At 61.1% G+C, this 16,940-nt stretch carries 14 protein-coding genes; 5 read left to right on the top strand and 9 right to left on the bottom strand.

The genetic code is table 11. The annotated features are described in order from the left end of the window. Positions 1 to 139 precede the first annotated feature (139 nt). From rhlE to dusC, 4 genes are all read left to right on the top strand, one after another. Positions 140 to 1,507 carry an ATP-dependent RNA helicase RhlE gene (rhlE, locus tag GF111_RS05990; RefSeq protein WP_102779937.1) on the top strand — a complete coding sequence of 456 codons (1,368 nt, stop codon included), beginning with the start codon at positions 140 to 142 and terminating at the stop codon, positions 1,505 to 1,507. A gap of 148 nt (positions 1,508 to 1,655) precedes the next feature. Beyond that, a complete protein-coding gene (locus GF111_RS05985) occupies positions 1,656 to 2,861 on the top strand; it encodes an ISL3 family transposase (RefSeq protein ID WP_151523149.1) in 1,206 nt (401 codons plus the stop codon). Positions 2,862 to 2,939: 78 nt separating this feature from the next. Continuing rightward, the gene (locus tag GF111_RS05980) at positions 2,940 to 3,899 is read left to right on the top strand and encodes a D-2-hydroxyacid dehydrogenase family protein (protein ID WP_147191890.1); all 960 of its coding nucleotides are present in this window, start codon (positions 2,940 to 2,942) and stop codon (positions 3,897 to 3,899) included. An 84-nt stretch (positions 3,900 to 3,983) separates the two neighbouring features. Continuing rightward, positions 3,984 to 4,916 carry a tRNA dihydrouridine(16) synthase DusC gene (gene dusC / locus GF111_RS05975; RefSeq protein ID WP_162420084.1) on the top strand — a complete coding sequence of 311 codons (933 nt, stop codon included), beginning with the start codon at positions 3,984 to 3,986 and terminating at the stop codon, positions 4,914 to 4,916. Between the two features lie 41 nt (positions 4,917 to 4,957). On the opposite strand, the gene GF111_RS05970 is transcribed toward dusC, so the two are convergent. The 8 genes from GF111_RS05970 to GF111_RS05935 all read right to left on the bottom strand — a co-directional run bounded on the left by GF111_RS05970 (position 4,958) and on the right by GF111_RS05935 (position 14,148). Then, positions 4,958 to 5,224 (bottom strand): hypothetical protein, encoded by a 267-nt coding sequence (locus GF111_RS05970; RefSeq protein WP_049201133.1) that lies wholly within the window; start codon positions 5,222 to 5,224, stop codon positions 4,958 to 4,960. A gap of 244 nt (positions 5,225 to 5,468) precedes the next feature. After that, on the bottom strand, positions 5,469 to 6,515 hold the full coding sequence (gene fbpC, locus GF111_RS05965; protein ID WP_038879845.1) for a ferric ABC transporter ATP-binding protein: 1,047 nt from the start codon (positions 6,513 to 6,515) through the stop codon (positions 5,469 to 5,471). Positions 6,516 to 6,526: 11 nt separating this feature from the next. Then, positions 6,527 to 8,605 (bottom strand): iron ABC transporter permease, encoded by a 2,079-nt coding sequence (locus GF111_RS05960; RefSeq protein ID WP_060434255.1) that lies wholly within the window; start codon positions 8,603 to 8,605, stop codon positions 6,527 to 6,529. 67 nt (positions 8,606 to 8,672) lie between these two features. Further along, a complete protein-coding gene (locus tag GF111_RS05955; RefSeq protein ID WP_038879851.1) occupies positions 8,673 to 9,704 on the bottom strand; it encodes an ABC transporter substrate-binding protein in 1,032 nt (343 codons plus the stop codon). Continuing rightward, positions 9,701 to 11,029: an MFS transporter family glucose-6-phosphate receptor UhpC gene (uhpC, locus tag GF111_RS05950; protein ID WP_224217847.1), complete on the bottom strand. Its 1,329-nt coding sequence runs from the start codon at positions 11,027 to 11,029 to the stop codon at positions 9,701 to 9,703. The genes GF111_RS05955 and uhpC overlap by 4 nt, the downstream gene beginning before the upstream one ends. A 60-nt stretch (positions 11,030 to 11,089) precedes the next feature. After that, positions 11,090 to 12,631: an MASE1 domain-containing protein gene (locus GF111_RS05945; protein WP_047728377.1), complete on the bottom strand. Its 1,542-nt coding sequence runs from the start codon at positions 12,629 to 12,631 to the stop codon at positions 11,090 to 11,092. Beyond that, complete coding sequence (locus GF111_RS05940; RefSeq protein ID WP_038879860.1) at positions 12,631 to 13,260, bottom strand: response regulator transcription factor; 630 nt, start codon at positions 13,258 to 13,260, stop codon at positions 12,631 to 12,633. Before GF111_RS05940 ends, GF111_RS05945 begins: the two co-directional genes overlap by 1 nt. A gap of 123 nt (positions 13,261 to 13,383) precedes the next feature. Beyond that, the gene (locus tag GF111_RS05935) at positions 13,384 to 14,148 is read right to left on the bottom strand and encodes an arylamine N-acetyltransferase (RefSeq protein WP_038879863.1); all 765 of its coding nucleotides are present in this window, start codon (positions 14,146 to 14,148) and stop codon (positions 13,384 to 13,386) included. Positions 14,149 to 14,299: 151 nt separating this feature from the next. Between GF111_RS05935 and GF111_RS05930 the strand changes: the two genes are divergently transcribed. After that, the gene (locus tag GF111_RS05930; protein ID WP_055312102.1) at positions 14,300 to 15,052 is read left to right on the top strand and encodes an SDR family NAD(P)-dependent oxidoreductase; all 753 of its coding nucleotides are present in this window, start codon (positions 14,300 to 14,302) and stop codon (positions 15,050 to 15,052) included. 32 nt (positions 15,053 to 15,084) lie between these two features. Here GF111_RS05930 and GF111_RS05925 read toward each other — a convergent pair whose 3' ends face one another. Next, complete coding sequence (locus GF111_RS05925) at positions 15,085 to 16,905, bottom strand: hypothetical protein (protein WP_048232987.1); 1,821 nt, start codon at positions 16,903 to 16,905, stop codon at positions 15,085 to 15,087. Positions 16,906 to 16,940 lie beyond the last annotated feature (35 nt).

Below are 16,940 nucleotides of genomic sequence, written 5' to 3'. Positions count from 1 at the left end.
CTTCTGTTACAATCGCCGCCTGGTGCACTGCAGTTTGTGCCAATCCCTCGTGGTCATGCTTAATGCCCCGTCTGATCATCCTCCCAGGAAACTGCACCGAACACCGTTAGGTTAGGGGGGATCTGGAGTTTTTCTCTTTATGTCATTTGAAACCCTCGGCTTAAGTGCTGAAATTGTGCGCGCTGTTGAAGAACAGGGCTATCGCGAACCGACGCCGATTCAGCGTCAGGCTATCCCTGTCGTGCTGGAAGGTCGTGACCTGATGGCCAGCGCCCAGACCGGCACCGGTAAAACCGCCGGTTTTACCCTGCCGCTGTTGCAGCTGCTGAGCAAGCATGACCATCCGGTCAAGGGCCGTCGCCCGGTGCGCGCGCTGATCCTGACGCCAACCCGTGAGCTGGCGGCGCAGATTGGCGAAAACGTCGATGCCTACAGCAAACACCTGCGCCTGCGTTCGCTGGTGGTGTTCGGCGGCGTGAGCATCAACCCGCAGATGATGAAGCTGCGGGGCGGCGTCGATATCCTGGTGGCAACGCCGGGCCGTCTGCTGGATCTGGAACATCAGAACGCGGTTGACCTGTCCAAAATCGAAATTCTGGTGCTGGACGAAGCGGACCGCATGCTGGACATGGGCTTTATCCACGACATCCGCCGCGTGCTGGCCAAGTTGCCGGCCAAGCGTCAGAACCTGCTGTTCTCCGCGACCTTCTCCGACGACATCAAGGCGCTGGCCAACAAGCTGCTGCACAACCCGGCTTCGGTAGAAGTGGCGCGCCGCAACACCGCGTCTGAGCAGATCGAGCAGAGCGTGCACTTCGTCGATAAGAAGCGTAAGCGGGAACTGCTGTCGCAGATGATCGGCGAAGGCGACTGGAAGCAGGTGCTGGTGTTTACCCGCACCAAGCACGGCGCCAACCACCTGGCGGAGCAGCTGAACAAAGACGGCATCACCGCAGCGGCGATCCACGGCAACAAGAGCCAGGGCGCCCGTACCCGTGCGCTGGCCGACTTCAAAGACGGCCGCATCCGCGTGCTGGTGGCGACCGACATCGCGGCGCGCGGTCTGGATATCGACCAGCTGCCGCACGTGGTGAACTACGAGCTGCCTAACGTGCCGGAAGACTACGTGCACCGCATCGGCCGTACCGGCCGCGCGGAGCGCACCGGCGAAGCTATCTCGCTGGTGTGCGTGGATGAGCACAAGCTGCTGCGCGACATCGAGCGTCTGCTGAAGCGTGAAATTCCGCGCATTGCGCTGCCGGGCTACGATCCGGATCCGACCATCAAGGCCGAGCCGATCATCAACGGCCGCCAGGGGGGCGGGCGCGGCAACGGCGGTGGCCAGCGTTCCGGTAACGGCGGCGGTCAGCGCAGCGGCAACGCGAACGGCGGCCAGCGTGAAAACCGCGGCAACGGCAACGGTAACGCCCGCCCGCAGGGTGATGGCCAGCGCCGTTCCGGCGCACCGGCTTCGCGCCGCCCACGCAGTCGCAAACCGGCTGAATAAGCCTGATTGCTCAAAGAGTAAGCCGCCGATACGGGCGGCTTTTTTTTGGTTCATCGCGCTTTAGCGTGAACCAATAGAAAACGGCAGTCAGAACGTTTAGGTTTGTATTCGCCAAAACACACCCTAAACTTTCAAAACTGCCGTCACTATGAATGCTAACCTTTGCTCCCTGTTCTGGGAAGGCTTTATCGTCAATTCCTTCTCGCATCCTTCTGCCAACTCCCTGCTTATCCAGCTCCAGCCTGACGCTGCCGTCATGCCCTGTTGTCGTCGTTGTGAGCGGCGGGTGCCTGTTGTGCATGATGTTTCCTTCCGCCGAGTGCGTGAACGCCAGCTGCTCGATTGGGTCGTCTGGCTCAACGTCCCCGTCCGGCGCCTGTGTTGCCCCCATTGCGGGGTCACCACCGAAAAAATCAGCTGGTTGCCTGAACGCCAGAGATATACCACGACGCTATCCGTATGGGTTGAGTCACTGGTCCGTTTACTGCCGATTAAGCACGTTGCACAACTCACCGGCCTGCACTGGCATACGGTCAAGAATATCGACTACCGGCGTCTGCTGCGGGAACGGACAGAGCCGCAGCGCCATACCCTCCGCCGTCTGGTGATGGATGAGTTCGCCCTGTTCAAAGGACATCGTTATGCCACCGTGGTGATGGATGCGGATACGCAACAGGTGTTGTGGGTGGGCGAAGGCCGCAGCAGAGCGGCCTTCCGCCCCTTCTTCGTCTGGCTGGGCGCTGAAGGCTGTGCCGCTATCCAGTCTGTCGCCATGGATATGAATACGGCGTTAGACCTGGAGGTCAGGCATCACTGCCCGCAGGCGGAAGTGGTCTATGACTTGTTCCATGTGGTGGCAAAGTATGGCCGGGAGGTTATCGACCGGGTCCGCGTCGACCAGGCCAATCAACTCCGTGATAACCCAAAATCGCGTCAGGTCATCAAACGCAGCCGCTGGCTGCTGCTGCGCAACCCAGAAAACCTGCCCGAAGGGCATGAGGTAAAGCTCACGGAGTTGCTGGAGGCGAATCAGCCGTTGAATGTGGTCTGGCTGATGAAAACGACGCTGAAAGAACTGTGGTACGCCCCGAGTGAACAAGAGGCGCAGAGACGCTGGACAAGCTGGTACAGGCAGTCTCAGGAAAGCGGAATCAAGGCGTTGCAACACTTCGCCGAGAAACTGAAAGGGTATGCCGGTGGCATCATCGCGAGTGCCAGACACAGGTTGAATACCAGCGTGCTGGAAGGGATGAACAATAAGATAAAAGTGATGAAGCGGATGGCCTATGGATACCGGGATAACGCTTACTTCTTCCTGAAAATCAAAGCAGCGTTCCCCGGTAAAGCGCGATGAACCTTTTTTTTTGCCTGGCGGAACGGCATTTTCGTACTAGGCTGGACGGTGGCTAACCCTACATTCCAGGAGACGGAGATGAAATTGAAGTGCGCAATTCTCGATGATTACCAGCAGGTGGCGCTCAAGATGGCGGACTGGTCGGCGCTGGCCGATCGGGTGGAGGTGTCCACCATCAGCGCGCACTTTACCGATGAAACGGAGCTGGCGGTGCATCTGCAGGAGTGCGACATTCTGGTCATCATGCGCGAGCGCACGCCGATGACCGCCTCGCTGCTGGCGCGGCTGCCGAAGCTGAAGCTGCTGATCACCTCCGGCATGCGCAACGCTTCTATCGATTTGGCCGCCGCCGCCGAGCGCGGCGTCGTGGTGTGCGGCACCAGCAGCGGGTCGGCGGCGCCGATGGAGCTGACCTGGGCGCTGCTGCTCGGGTTGGCGAAGCATATCGTGCCGGAAAGCGTCGGGCTGCAAAACAACGGCCCGTGGCAGCGGGATCTCGGCGTTACCCTGCAGGGAAAAACGCTGGGGCTGTTGGGGCTGGGCAAGATCGGCGGCCAGATGGCCCGGGTGGCGCAGGCGTTCGGCATGCGGGTGCTGGCCTGGAGCCAGAACCTGACGGCGGAACGGGCGGCGCAGGAGGGAGCCCTGTTGGCGCCGTCCAAGCGGGCGCTGTTCGAGCAGAGCGACTTTGTCTCCATCCACCTGGTGCTGAGCGATCGCAGCCGCGGGTTGGTGGGGCGCGACGAGTTGACGGCGATGAAGCCCACCGCTTACCTGCTCAACACCTCGCGTGCGGCGATCGTTGATCGGGCGGCGTTGGTGGACGTGCTGCAACAGCGGAAGATCGCCGGCGCCGGTCTGGACGTGTTCGAGACGGAGCCGCTGCCGGCCGACGATGCGTTTCGTCAACTGCCCAACGTGCTGGCGACGCCGCATGTGGGTTACGTGGCGGACGACAACTACCGCGCCTACTTCACCGAGGCGGTCGAGGACATTGCGGCGTTCCTCGCCGGCCAACCGATCCGCCGGCTGGGCTGACGGCGCTTTTAATGCCCGCAGAGGCTTGTCTGGCGCGGGCATTCACCCGTATCATTGCGGGTCTTTTTTTAGCTGGGATTGGTCATGCGCGTATTATTGGCTCCGATGGAGGGCGTTCTCGATTCTTTGGTGCGTGAGTTGCTCACCGACGTGAACGACTACGATCTGTGCATCACCGAATTTTTGCGCGTGGTCGATCAGCTGCTGCCGGCCAAATCGTTCTACCGGCTGTGCCCGGAACTGCGCCACGCCAGCCGCACACCGTCGGGCACGCTGGTGCGCGTACAGCTGCTGGGGCAGTACCCGCAGTGGCTGGCGGAGAACGCCGCGCGCGCGGTGGAACTGGGTTCTTACGGCGTCGATCTCAACTGCGGCTGCCCGTCCAAGCTGGTGAACGGCAGCGGCGGCGGGGCGACGCTGCTCAAAGATCCGGAGTTGATCTACCAGGGCGCCAAAGCGATGCGCGCGGCGGTGCCGGCCCATCTGCCGGTCACGGTGAAGGTGCGCCTGGGCTGGGACTCCTCCAGCCGCAGCTTTGAAATCGCCGATGCGGTGCAGCAGGCGGGCGCCAGCGAGCTGACGGTGCATGGCCGCACCAAAGAGGACGGCTACAAGGCGGATCGCATCAACTGGGCGGCGATCGGCGAGATCCGTCAACGGCTGAGCATCCCGGTGATCGCCAACGGCGAGATCTGGGATTACCAGAGCGCGCAGGATTGCCTGCAGGCGACCGGCTGTGACGCCATCATGCTGGGGCGCGGCGCGCTCAACGTGCCGAACCTGAGCCGGGTGGTGAAGTACAACGAACCGCGCATGCCCTGGCCGCAGGTGGTTGAACTGCTGCAAAAATACGTCCATCTGGAAAAGCAGGGCGACACCGGTCTGTATCACGTGGCGCGTATCAAACAGTGGCTGGGCTATTTGCGAAAAGAATATGATGAAGCCACCGAACTGTTTGGCGAAATACGCGCGCTGACGAACTCGGGAGATATTGCGCGCGTCATCTGCCGTAGCTAAAAATAAACCCGCACGCGGCGGGTTTATTTAAATCGGTATTATCAGGCGGCTTTGTCGAGACGGTTCAATTCTATCTCGATATCCTGAATGGTTTTTTCCAGCCCTTCCAGGCAGGCTCCCTGCTTATTCAATAGGTCGTTAATGGCTTCGGCGAATGCCTTATTTTTGCACTCCCCCTGATCGAAGGCCAGCCAGTGTGCGGAGAGCGTTTCGGTGTTCGACTGCGCATAGTGGCGCATTTCCTTCAGCTGGGAAGCGACGTTGCGTAAATTATCCAGCTGCGCCTGTGCGTTTGCATTGTTGCTCATGAATTTCTCCTTGAGTTGGCCGTTAAATAATTTCGACTGCGGGATTAAGCTTACCCCATCTAAATAAAAATATCACCCTTGGTTGCCTTAGATGTTATTTTTAAATGAATGCGGATATATTTATTTCTCGGCTGAACAAGGACTTGGAAGGAATTGTAAAAATAGATAAATATGGTTTTTTGCGTTTATTTACGGCCATTCCATGCGGAATGACCGTTATTCTAACGCTTAAGAGTGATGCTTATTATGCCGCGTCCGCCAGCATAAACATGCCGTAGGGGTGAATTTCCAGATAATAGTGTTCGCCGACGTTGGGCTGCAGGCGGGTGGCGTTAACCTGCAGTAAAATCTGCTGCCCATGCCACGCCACCGTCACTTCGTACTGCGGCCCCATGTAGGCGACATGCTGGATCACGCAGCGCTGGCTTTCCTCGCCGTGCTCGCTCAGCGTGATCGCTTCCGGCCGCACGCCCACCGTGCCGGCGCCTTCGGTGGCAAAGTGCGCGGGGCGCGGCAGGCGATAGCCGCTGATATCGACATAGTCCGCGCTGAAGCCGGCCGGGAACAGGTTGGCGTCCCCCATAAAGCTCGCCATAAAGCGCGACGCCGGCTGCCGATAGAGATCCTGCGGCGAGCCTATCTGCATGATATGCCCCTTGTTCATCACCAGCACCGTGTCTGAGACCGCGAAAGCCTCGCTCTGATCGTGGGTGACGTACAGCGACGTGATATCAAACTGCTTTTGCAGCTCGCGGATCTTTTCGCGCATGCTGCGGCGCAGGTTGGCGTCGAGGTTGCTCAGCGGCTCGTCGAACAGCAGCACTTTCGGCTTGAGGATTAGCGCGCGCGCCAGCGCCACGCGCTGCTGTTGGCCGCCGGAGATCTGATCGACATAGCGATCGTCGAACCCCGCCAGATCCACCATCGCCAGCGCTTCCTGCACGCGCGCTTTCACTTCGGCGCGCGGAATGCCGAGCATCTTCAGCCCATAGCCGACGTTTTCCCCCAGCGACATATGCGGGAACAGGGCATAAGACTGAAACACCATGCAGATGTCCCGCTGCTGGATGGAACGATGGGTAACGTCTTCACCATCAATGAATATCTGCCCGTCGCTCGGTTTCTCCAGCCCGGCGACCAGGCGCAAAATGGTGGTCTTGCCGCAGCCGGAAGGGCCGAGCAGCGTCACCATCTGCCCCCGAGGGATGGTGAGCGTGATGTTGTCGATCACCGTGTTGCTGCCGAACCGTTTGGAGACGTTGCGCAGTTCAACGAAATTTTTCTGGCTCATCATGGGCTCCATTACGCCTGGTTTTTGGCTTTTGAACGGGAGATGCGTGCCTCGCCGATCAGCCAGTCAAAGAGGAAAATAATCGCCAGCATCACCACGATCAGAATTGAACCGTAGGCGATCGCCACCCCGTATTCGCCGTCTTCCACGCGGTTGAGGATGTAGGCGGTGGCCACGCGGGTATCGGGCGTCACCAGGAAAACGATGGCGCTGACGGTGGTGATGGCGCGCACGAAGCTGTAGATCAGCGCCGACAGGATCGCCGGGCGCAGCAGCGGCAGCAGGATGTGCGTGATGGTGCGCAGCGAGCCGGCGCGCAGGCTGAGCGAGGCTTCGTCCAGCGATTTGTCTATCTGGCCCAGCCCGGCGATCCCGGCGCGAATGCCCACCGGCACGTTGCGCATCACCATCGAGATAATCACGATGGCGGCCGTCCCGGTGAGGTACACCGGCGCGCTGTTGAAGGCGAGAATGTAAGAGACGCCCGCCACGGTGCCCGGCACCGCAAAGCACAGCATGGTGGTGAACTCGATGGTCTTTTTGCCCCTGAACTGCTGGCGCACCACGATCCAGGCGATCAGCAGGCCGAAGGCGGCGGTGATCGGCGCGGCGATCCCGGCGTACAGCAGCGTGTCGAGCAGCGAAGGCCACGCACCGTCGCTCATGCCCTGGCCGAACAGCTTGATGAAGTTATCCAGCGTCAGCGTGTAATCCACCCCCCAGTTGACGGTGAAGCTGCCGTAGAAAATGCTGCCGTAGAGCAGGGCGTTAAAGGCTACCCACACCGCCAGCAACGCGATCACGCTCCACACCAGCGTGACCGGCAGCGGCTGTACGTCGCCGCGATAGGATTTGCCGGACACGGTGACGTAGGAACGCTTGCCGATCCACAGGTACTGGATGCAGAACACCAGCAGCGAGAACAGCAGCAGGAAGGCGCCGAGGGTGCTGGCGGCCTGATAGTCGAGCTGCGAGCCGGTGATGTAGAAATAGATTTGCGTCGCCAGCACGTCGAAGTTGCCGCCGAGCACCAGCGGGTTGCTGAAGTCGGCCAGCGATTGCACCACCACGATCAGAAACGCGTTGGCCAGCGCCGGTTTCAGCAGCGGCACGAACACGCCGTTAAAGGTTTGCCAACGGCTGGCGCGCAGGGTGTAGGAGGCCTCTTCCAACGAAGGATGAATGGTCTTGATCGCGCCGTCGAGGATCATGAACGCCATCGGTGTGAACGCCAGCACCTGCGCCAGCCAGATGCCGGTAAAGCCGTACAGCCAGTTGGTGTTGGTCAGGCCGAACCAGGCCACCATCCACTCGGTGACGTAGCCGGAGCGCCCCATCATCAGCGTGACGCCCAGGCCGACGACGAACGGCGGCGTGACGATGGGCAGGATGGAGAAAATGCGGCCGATAATGGCGCTGCGTTTGGCGATGCGGGTGGTGTAAATCGCCAGCACCAGGCCGAAGAAGGTGCAGCCGGCGCCCACCGCGATCGACAGGGCGATGGAGTTGAGGATCACCTGAACGATATGCGCCTGCGACAGCACGTTCATAAACGCCAGCGGCGCGAATGCCCCCGCCTGGTCGGTGAACATCGGGATGAAAATCGCGATGCTCGGCCAGACGATGAAGACGCCGATCAGCGCCACGATGGTGACCAGCGCACCGATAACGAAACGGTCGCCGCCCAGCCATTCGAGGCGGGTCAGCGCCAGCGTCATGATGGCGCCCAGCGCGGTCAACTGCACCAGGGTGGCGTAGCCTAAACCGCGCCCCGCCACCGTGGCGCTGACGACGATAAAGGCCATGCACAGCAGCGCCCAGCCGGCATCGAACGCGTGGCGCCGCCGCCGTTCACCGCCCGCCGGGGCGTAAGGGCGAAGCAGCAGCAGGCTCGGCAACAGGCACCATAGCCAGCTGACATTGCGGTGTGACCAGCCGTAGGCCGCGAGGATTTCATCGCCGGTGGACTCCAGCAGGCCGTAATCCAGGCTCCAGCTCGGCAGCAGGGCGAACGCCAGCCAGCCAAGCAAGACCCAAAGGAATATCGCATCTCGTTTTTTCACGAGATGGAGTGCATGTGTATGTGACATAAGTTTCCCGGATGTTCAGGCCGGGTAAGGCGTGAGGCTTACCCGGCAACAGGCGCAGAATGTGGGCTTATTTACCCATCTTGACTTCGCTGACCCATTTATTGATCAGCGCCTTGCGGACCTCGGTCGAGCCGTACTTGTCCATGTCGTAGTTGATCAGCTTCAGATCGTCGAGCTTCAGCGAGTTCGGCGAGGTAGCGGCGGTGGTGTTGGTCAGGATCTGATAGGACTTGCCTTTCTGCCATGCCAGTTCCTGCGCCTCTTTCGATAGCACCCAATCCACAAACAGCTTGGCGTTGTCGAGGTTACGTGCGCCTTTGAGGATGCTGACGCCGCCGATTTCGTAGCCGGTGCCTTCACAAGGCGAGATCAGCTCAAGCGGCGCGCCCTGTTCTTTTTCGAGTGAGTAGTCATGCAGGAAACCGATGCCGATCGCCGTTTCACCGCGGGCGGCGTTGCGCGCCGGGGCAATGCCGGACTTGGTGTACTGCGAGACGTTGGCGTTCAACTGCTTGAGGTAATCGAAGGCCTGGTCGTCTCCCCACAGCTGGGCAAAGGTCGCCAGCGCAGTGTAGGCGGTGCCGGAGCTCTGCGGATCGGCGATTTGAATCTCGCCTTTGTATTCCGGTTTGGTCAGGTCTTTCCAGCACTGGGGCACCGGCAGGTTTTTCTCTTTGAGGCGCTGGGTATTGACGCCGAAGCCGAGGATGCCGACGTAGACCGCCGAGGAGTAGTTGCCTTTCAGCTTCGCCGGGTCGCGGAATTGTTGCATCACCTGTTCGAGGTTCGGCGATGTGTACGGCTGCAGCAGCCCCATTTCACCGGCCTGGGATTGCGGATCGAGCGTGCCGCCGTACCAGACGTCCGCCTGCGGGTTTTTCTTCTCGGCGTCCACTTTTGCCAGCGTGCTGCCGGAGCCGTTGCGGATGAACGAGGTTTTCACGTCATATTTCTCGCCGAAGGCTTTGGTCTCCGCTTCGCACATTTCATTGGTGGCGCTGCAGTAAACCACCAGGCGGCCCTTGGCGTGCGCGGCGCCGCTCAGCGTGGCCAGCGCGATGCCGGAAGCTATCAGGGTAGTGACCCACATTTTTTTCATTGTTTTATCCTTCTCTCGGTAGAGGTGGTGACGCTCGCCATCAGCAGCGGCATCAGCAATAAACCCATAAGAACGGCGGCGATCGACAGCAAACTGAACATGCCTGACCAGCCGTAGCCTTCGATGACCTGCGACAGCGGCCACCCCGCCAGCGCTGCCCCCAGGTAGGCGAACAGGCTGAGAAAACCGGTGATGGAGCCCGCTGCGCCTTTGTGCCCGCATTCCACGGCGGCGAGGCCAATCAGCATTTGTGGGCCGAAGACAAAAAAGCCCACCGTAAAGAAACAGCCCGCCAGCAGCGCGTAGTGATGCACCGGCGCCAGCCACAGCGCGGCGACGGAAACCATCAGCCCGAGCGTGAACAGCAAAATCATCGGCGCGCGCTGCCCGCCGAACAGCACATCCGAACCCCAGCCGGCGAACAGCGCGCCGAGCAGGCCGCCTATCTCGAACAGCATCACCGTGGCGTTGGCGCTGAGCAGGTTGACGCCGTGGCTTTCGGTCAGCCAGAGATTGCCCCAGTCGTTTAACGCGATGCGGATCAGGTAGACCAGCACGTAAGAGACGCCGAGCAGCCAGATCATCGGGTTCTTCAGCATCGTGGTGCGCAACATCTGCCACAGCCCCATCGGCGGGCTTTGCTGTTCCTGGCGCAGCTCCAGCGGATCGTGGCGCCACTGGCCGACCGACGGCAGGCCTTCTTCCTGCGGCGTGCCTGTCAGCTGCCGCGTGAGCCAGAGGCCCAACACCATGCTGACGGCGCCCGGGATCAGCATCGCCGCCTGCCAACCCCAGCGCTGGGCGGCGAAGGCGCTGATCAGCGGCACGATCGCGCCGCCGAGGTTGATCGACATATTCCAGCAGCCCCACCAGAAGCCGCGCTCGTTGCGCGAATACCAGTGGGTCAGCAGCCGCGCGCAGGGCGGCCAGCCCCAGCCCTGAAAGAAGCCGTTCAGCGCCCAGACCGCCAGCAGCAGCGTCAGCGATTCGCCGAAGGCGAACGCCACGTTCAGCAAGCCGGTGGCGAACAGGCCGATCCCCATAAACCTGCGCTGCCCGTGGCCGTCGTGCCACAGCCCGGCGGCGAATTTCGACAGGCCGTAGCTCAGGTAAAACAGCGAGCCGAGCAGGCCGATGTCCCCTTTATCCAGGCCCAAATCCGTTTGCAGCGCCGGCAGCACGTAATTCACGCTTTTGCGCGTCAGGTAAAAGGCGGCGTACCCGATGACCATGTACAGCAGCAGTCGCGGGCGCAGCGCGCGGTAACGATGATCGATTTCAGATGCCGAGCGTGCCTGCATAGCCGCCTCCCTGGTGGTGACTATAAGAAGGTGAAAGGGAAAGGGGATGAGATAAAGTCCGCAGTGGCTAAGACTTTTTCTTAGTTAGTCGGCGGTTTGTTGCAAATTTGTGGGCAGGTTAACAATTACCCGCGTGCCGCAATGCGTTTCCAGCGTCAGCTCGCCGCCCAGCGCGCTGACCCGCTCGCGCATCCCCTGAATGCCGAGGCCGGGCACCTTGTCCGCACGGATGCCGATGCCGTTGTCCCGCACCTCGAGGTGCAAAAGCGGCCCCTGTTGATACAAGACGATGGCGACTTCGCTGGCCTCGGCGTGTTTGCACACGTTGTTGAGCAGCTCTTGCAGCAGGCGGTAGAGGGTGAAGCGCACAGTTTCGCCGGCGGGCGTGTCGCTCAGCCGGTAATCGAAACGGCAGTGGATGCCCCGTTCGGCAAAGGCGAATTCGCTCAGCAGGTGGTGAAGCGCCTCTTTGAACGCCAGTTCGTCCAGCGCGGGCGGCCGAAGCTGGCGCAGCAGCTGGCGCGTGGAGTGATGAATGCGCCGGGCGAGCTCGCCTATCTGGTGCGCGGCGGCCTGGGTTTGCGCCGGATCGCGCGCCCGTTTGACCAGCTGCGACTGGATTTGAATCGCGGTGATGTTCTGGCCGATTTCATCGTGCAGCTCGCGCGCCAGGTTTTTCCGCGTGTCTTCTTCGGTGTGGATCAGTTTTTCGGTCAGCGCCCGCCGCGCCGCCAGCTCTTCTTCCAGGCGACGCTGATAGTGGTGCAGGTTTTGCGCCAGGTGCTGCTGGCGGCTGATGGCGATGCCCAGGCAGATGCCGAGCAGCGCCTGCGTCGCCAGAAAGATCTCCAGCTCGACCAGATTGCCGAACCCCACGCCGACCTGCCGGGCGAGGGTGATCATCATGCTGCCGAGCAGGCCGGACAGCACGCCGCCCTGCCAGCCGAACTTCCACGCCATCACCACGTTCGGCAGAAACACCACGATCAGCAACAGGCGCTCGATTTCCGGCGACAGCACCATCTGCGTGCCGATGCCGATAACGAAAAACAGGCTGCACCAGATGATCAAAGATGCGCGCAGCGGCGGGTTGGGGGTGTCCAGCCCCAGCAGGTGGTAACGGTGCTGCTGGCGCAGAAATTCAAAGATCAGATAGACGAACGGGGTCAGCAAGACGCCGCCGGTAAACGACGCCAGGCCAAGCAGCATCGCCGGGCTTGGCACAAACGGCGAAAGCAGGGCGGTGTTGAGCAGCGAGGCGGCGGTCACCGCAGCCAGCAGCAGCGTCAGCCGCTGCCAGTAGAGCGGAAAACGGTGCCAGAGTCGTTGCGCGACCGCGGCCGGAAACAGGGTGATAAACGGCGCGGCCAGCAGGCCGTAGCCGCTCAGCAGGCGTTCGCCGTGCAGCCATAACAGCAGCAGGATCGGCGGTACGATCAAGGCGGGCCAATAGCGACGCGCCAGCAGGATCAGCAGCGCGAGATAGACGCCGTGCGGCAGAAACAGCGCCGCCTGGTTGCCGTTGCGGGTCAGATAGAAACCGAGCGTCCACAGCATCAGCCAGCCGCTGCCCCAGGCCAACAGGATAAACAGCGAGATAACCCAGGGCCGGAAGCGGGGCGACATCAATGCCCCGCCAGCAGCTGATGATCGAGGGCGAAATGCACCAGCTCGATGGTGCTGTTGCACTGCAGCTTGCCCAGGACGTTGGCGCGATGCACGTGCACCGTTTTATGGCTGAGATCGAGCTTGAAAGCGATCTCCTTTACGCTGTCACCTTTGACCAGCAGATCGAAGATTTCACGCTCGCGCGGGGTCAGCACTTCCAGCGCCGTGGCCGGCCGCTCGCCGCCGCGCAGCGCCCGCAGCGCGTCGGCGCACAGGTAATGGCCGCCCATATCGACGGAACGCACCGCCTGCACCAGCTCTTCCGGCCCGCAGCGTTTGGTCAGATAGCCGCTGGCGCCGGCGTCCAGCGCGCTCTGCACGAAGGTGGGGGAGTCATAGATGCTGAGGATGATCGCGCGGAACTGCGGCTTCTGCGCCCGCAGGCGTTTCAACAGGCTGAGGCCGTTTTCATCCGGCATGGCGATGTCCATCACCGCGACGTTGACGTCGCCGCGCAGCAATGCCGGCCAGGCCGCCGCCGCGCTGCTGTATTGCCCCACCACGTCGAGATCGTCCTCGAGGTTGAGCAACTGCGCAAAGCCGGAGCGCACCACCACATGGTCATCCACCAGTATCACACGGATCATTTTTCGCACTCTGTTGCCGAATCATGGCCCTATGATGCCTGCCGCCGCGGTGCTGGCAATCAGCCAAGCGCGGTTATGCAATCGGTGTAACAGAATCGTAATAAAAGGGCGACGCCGGCGCCGTCAACGATCCAAATCGATGGCGAAATGTTGCCACAGCGCGGCGCGGCGTTCCTCTTCCGAATGCAACGTCGTTTCGTGGCGCTGGTGATCTTCGGTTACGATCAGCTTCATGTCGCTGAGGGTCACCCGGCCGTGGTCCGTTGGCCGTGAACACACCAGGCGCTGGGTGAAATGCGACTGCGGCGAGGTGCTGTGGAAGCGGCACATCTCGTCGAACTCATGCAACTCGCGCGGTTGAACGGTAAAGCGATACAGGGTTTTGGCATGCGAGCGTTGGTCGCCGTTGCGGCGCTCCAGCAGGTAATACTCGCCTTCCTGTTCCAGGTGGAAGGTGCCGCTGGCCTGCGGTTGCGGCTCGGCGACGACGATCTTTAGCGGCGTCAGGAAGGAATCGCCGAAACCGACGTCCACCAGCCATGCTTGGTCTTCCAGATCCACCCGCAGCGCCAGATGGTCGTAGGGCGGGCCGAAATGGCCGTCGCGCGCGCGGATCTCGCCGGAGATGAAGCTCACCCTGAAACCGATCTCGCGCAGCAGCAGAGCAAACAGCGTGTTCAGCTCATAACAGAAACCGCCGCGGTTGCGCTCGACCACCTTGCTAAACAGCGCCTCCGGCGCCAGCCGGATGCCCTGATGATAAATAATGCTCAGGTTCTCGAACGGGACGCTCAGCATGTGGCGATGGTGCAGCTGTTGCAACGTGGGGAGGTCAGGGCGGGCGGCGCCGGTAAAGCCGATGTGCTGCAGGTAGCGTTGGGTATCCACAGGGTGTCTCGCATGAGAAAAAGTAGGCATAAAATAGCGGGCTTTGCGGCGTTTGTGAGCGCATTACGTGCTGCTCTGTTGCTGCTGCCGCAAACTGTCACTGGTCGGCGCTAGCCTGTTCCCCTGAGTTCAACGTTGCAGGAGAACGGCTATGCAAGATTTCAAACATCGGGTGGCGCTGGTGACCGGCGCTTCCACCGGCATCGGCGAAGCGATCGCCGCCGAGCTGTTTCGGCGCGGCGCCACGGTGGTGATGACCGGCCGCCACGCCGCGCCTCTCGCCGCCGCCGCCGCGCGGCTCGATCCCGAGGGCCGACGGGTGATGACGTTGCGGATGGACGTGCGCGATGCGCCGTCGGTGCAGCAGGGCATTGAAGAGACGGTGCGGCGCTGCGGCGCGCTGCATCTGCTGGTCAACAACGCCGGGATCACCGGCCCGCACGAGGTGGACATCGATCGGTATGCGGTCGAAGACTGGCAAGAGGTGATCGCCACCTGCCTGAGCGGCACGTTTTTCGGCATGAAGTACGGCCTGCCGGCGATCGTCGCCGGCGGCGGCGGGGCGGTAGTGAACCTCTCTTCCGCCAACGGCGTGGTGGGCATTGCCGGGATTGCGCCTTATACCGCCGCCAAGCATGGCGTGCTGGGCCTGACGCGCTCGGCGGCGCTGGAGTTCGCCACGCGCGGGGTGCGCATCAACGCCGTGGGGCCGGGCTATGTGGATACGCCGGCGATGGGGGCGCTGCCGGCGCCGGTGCGGGCGCAGATGGCCGCTTCGCACCCGATGGGGAGAATGGCGACGCGGGAAGAGGTGGCGAAAACGGTGGTTTTCCTGCTCTCGGACGACAGCAGTTTCACCACCGGCGCGTTTTACAGCATCGACGGCGGTTATACCGCGCGTTAATGGAAAACAGGCCCCTTGCGGGGCCTGTGCGGTTACCAGGATTTATGTGGGTTGCGTGAGACGATGTCGATCTTTTGACACAGCAGTTGGGTCAGGTCCACCGAGGTGGGCTGAGCGGCGCTGCCGGTAAAGTTTTTCAGCACGATGGCGATACGGGCGTAATTGACGTAGCCCTCAGGCAGCGGCAAATACTCGGCGACGTCGAGTGCGGTAATGCGATCCGAGGTCATCGTTGCCGAAGTGGTCGGCGTTACCGTACCGGTACGGCCCCACTGGCAGGCTTTTTCCAGCACGGTGGTGACGCCGGCATCGCCGTTCAGGACATACTTGCCTTGGTAGGTGCCGATGATGACATCAAGGCTGCTCTGACCTTTCAGGTTGGCCAGCGTGGCGCGCCACAGCACCAGATCGTTTTTCGCGATCGGGAAGTAGATCTCGACGCGTTTGTCCGCCGTCGTTGCCGTTTTGGTGGTGGCGGTCAGCACGCCGTTTTGCAGCGTTACCGCCAGATCGGCGGTCGCCGTTTGCGAGAGACGTGCGCCGCCGAAGGCGTAGACGTTATTCAACGCCAGCGCGCCGCTTTCTTTCCAGCTCGGCTCCGGCAGATGGTTGACGCCATCACCCAGATAGAGCAGGCGCCACATGTTGACGTAGCCGGGTGCGACGATCTTTTTCATCTCGATGTGGTTGTTGGACCAGCCTTTTTTAATGTCGGCGTTCACCAGATCGAAACCGTCGATATAACATTTTCCGCTCAGATCGCTGGACTTATCGAAGAAGAAATACTCGACGTATTGGTAGGGCACGCTGCTGCCGGCATCGGTGTTGTTGGTCATCACGCTGTGCCATTGGCTGTCTTTGATTTTTACCGTACCGCCGTTGTTGCTGGTAAAGACCGGCCGGTAGTTGCGGCAATTGGCGTTACCCCATTCGAAGTGGCAATTTTTAAAGTCCAGCGTGCCGCCTTTAAGGTCGAACAAGCCATAGTCGGTATTGGCCAACTGTTCGGTTTCATTGCTAAAGCCGCTGTAGTCGAACGAACAATCGCGGAAGGCCAGGGCGTGCACCCCCTGATAATAGTTTCTGCTGTCGCCGAACAGGCATTTGTAGAAGACGATTTTTTCGCCGGCGTTGGCGGTGGTTTCAGACCAGATCGGCCAGAAACAGCCGCGCACCATGATGCTGTGCCAGCTCTGGATATAGGCGTTATTGCCGAAGACGATGCCTTTGTACAGGTTGGTTAGCCAGACGTTTTGCACCAGCAGCTGACAGGCCGGCAAGCCGTGCATGTTAGAGGCATCGCTGTAGACGCACAGGCCGCGCAGGTTAGCCGCCGCGCCAGGGGCACCCACGATGCGCAGGTTATAAATCGCCGGCGCTCCCAGCGAATATTGCACGCGTACGCACTCGATGTTGGTGGCGCCGCTGAAGTCCAGAATGGTGCCCTTAAAATCGACGGCGTTTTTCCACAGCTTTAGGTTGGCAGTGGTTTTACAAGGGCGAACGCCGCCGGGGCCAACCAGGGTAATCCCCGCCGGGGTAGTTGGGATAGGCAACTGCCACCACTCTTCGCCTTTGACCTGCAAGAAGTTGCACGCGCGGGTAATGGTCAGCGAGTAATCCAGCTCATCGCCCGGCAGGTGCCACCAATCGATGCTGTAATCGCCGTCATTGATGATGCGCTTCCAGCGGCGGTTTTGCGCATCGACGATCAGGGTAACGCCGTTGTCCTGGCTGGTGGTATCCGCATCGTCTCGGGTAAATACGCCGTGATGGTAGCGGTTTTCGAGCATCACCGCGGTTTCGCTACCGGCATAGCTGCGCAGGTTGGCGTAATCATTTAATGAAATCATGGAATAGCCCTCGTTTTGGACAATAAGAGGCCGAT

It is taken from the genome of Serratia sp. HRI (assembly GCF_010119335.3).
Classification (GTDB): Bacteria; Pseudomonadota; Gammaproteobacteria; order Enterobacterales; family Enterobacteriaceae; genus Serratia; species Serratia nevei.
The sequence above is the reverse complement of the archived record's forward strand: the minus strand, read 5'-3'. Positions and strand labels throughout refer to the sequence as shown.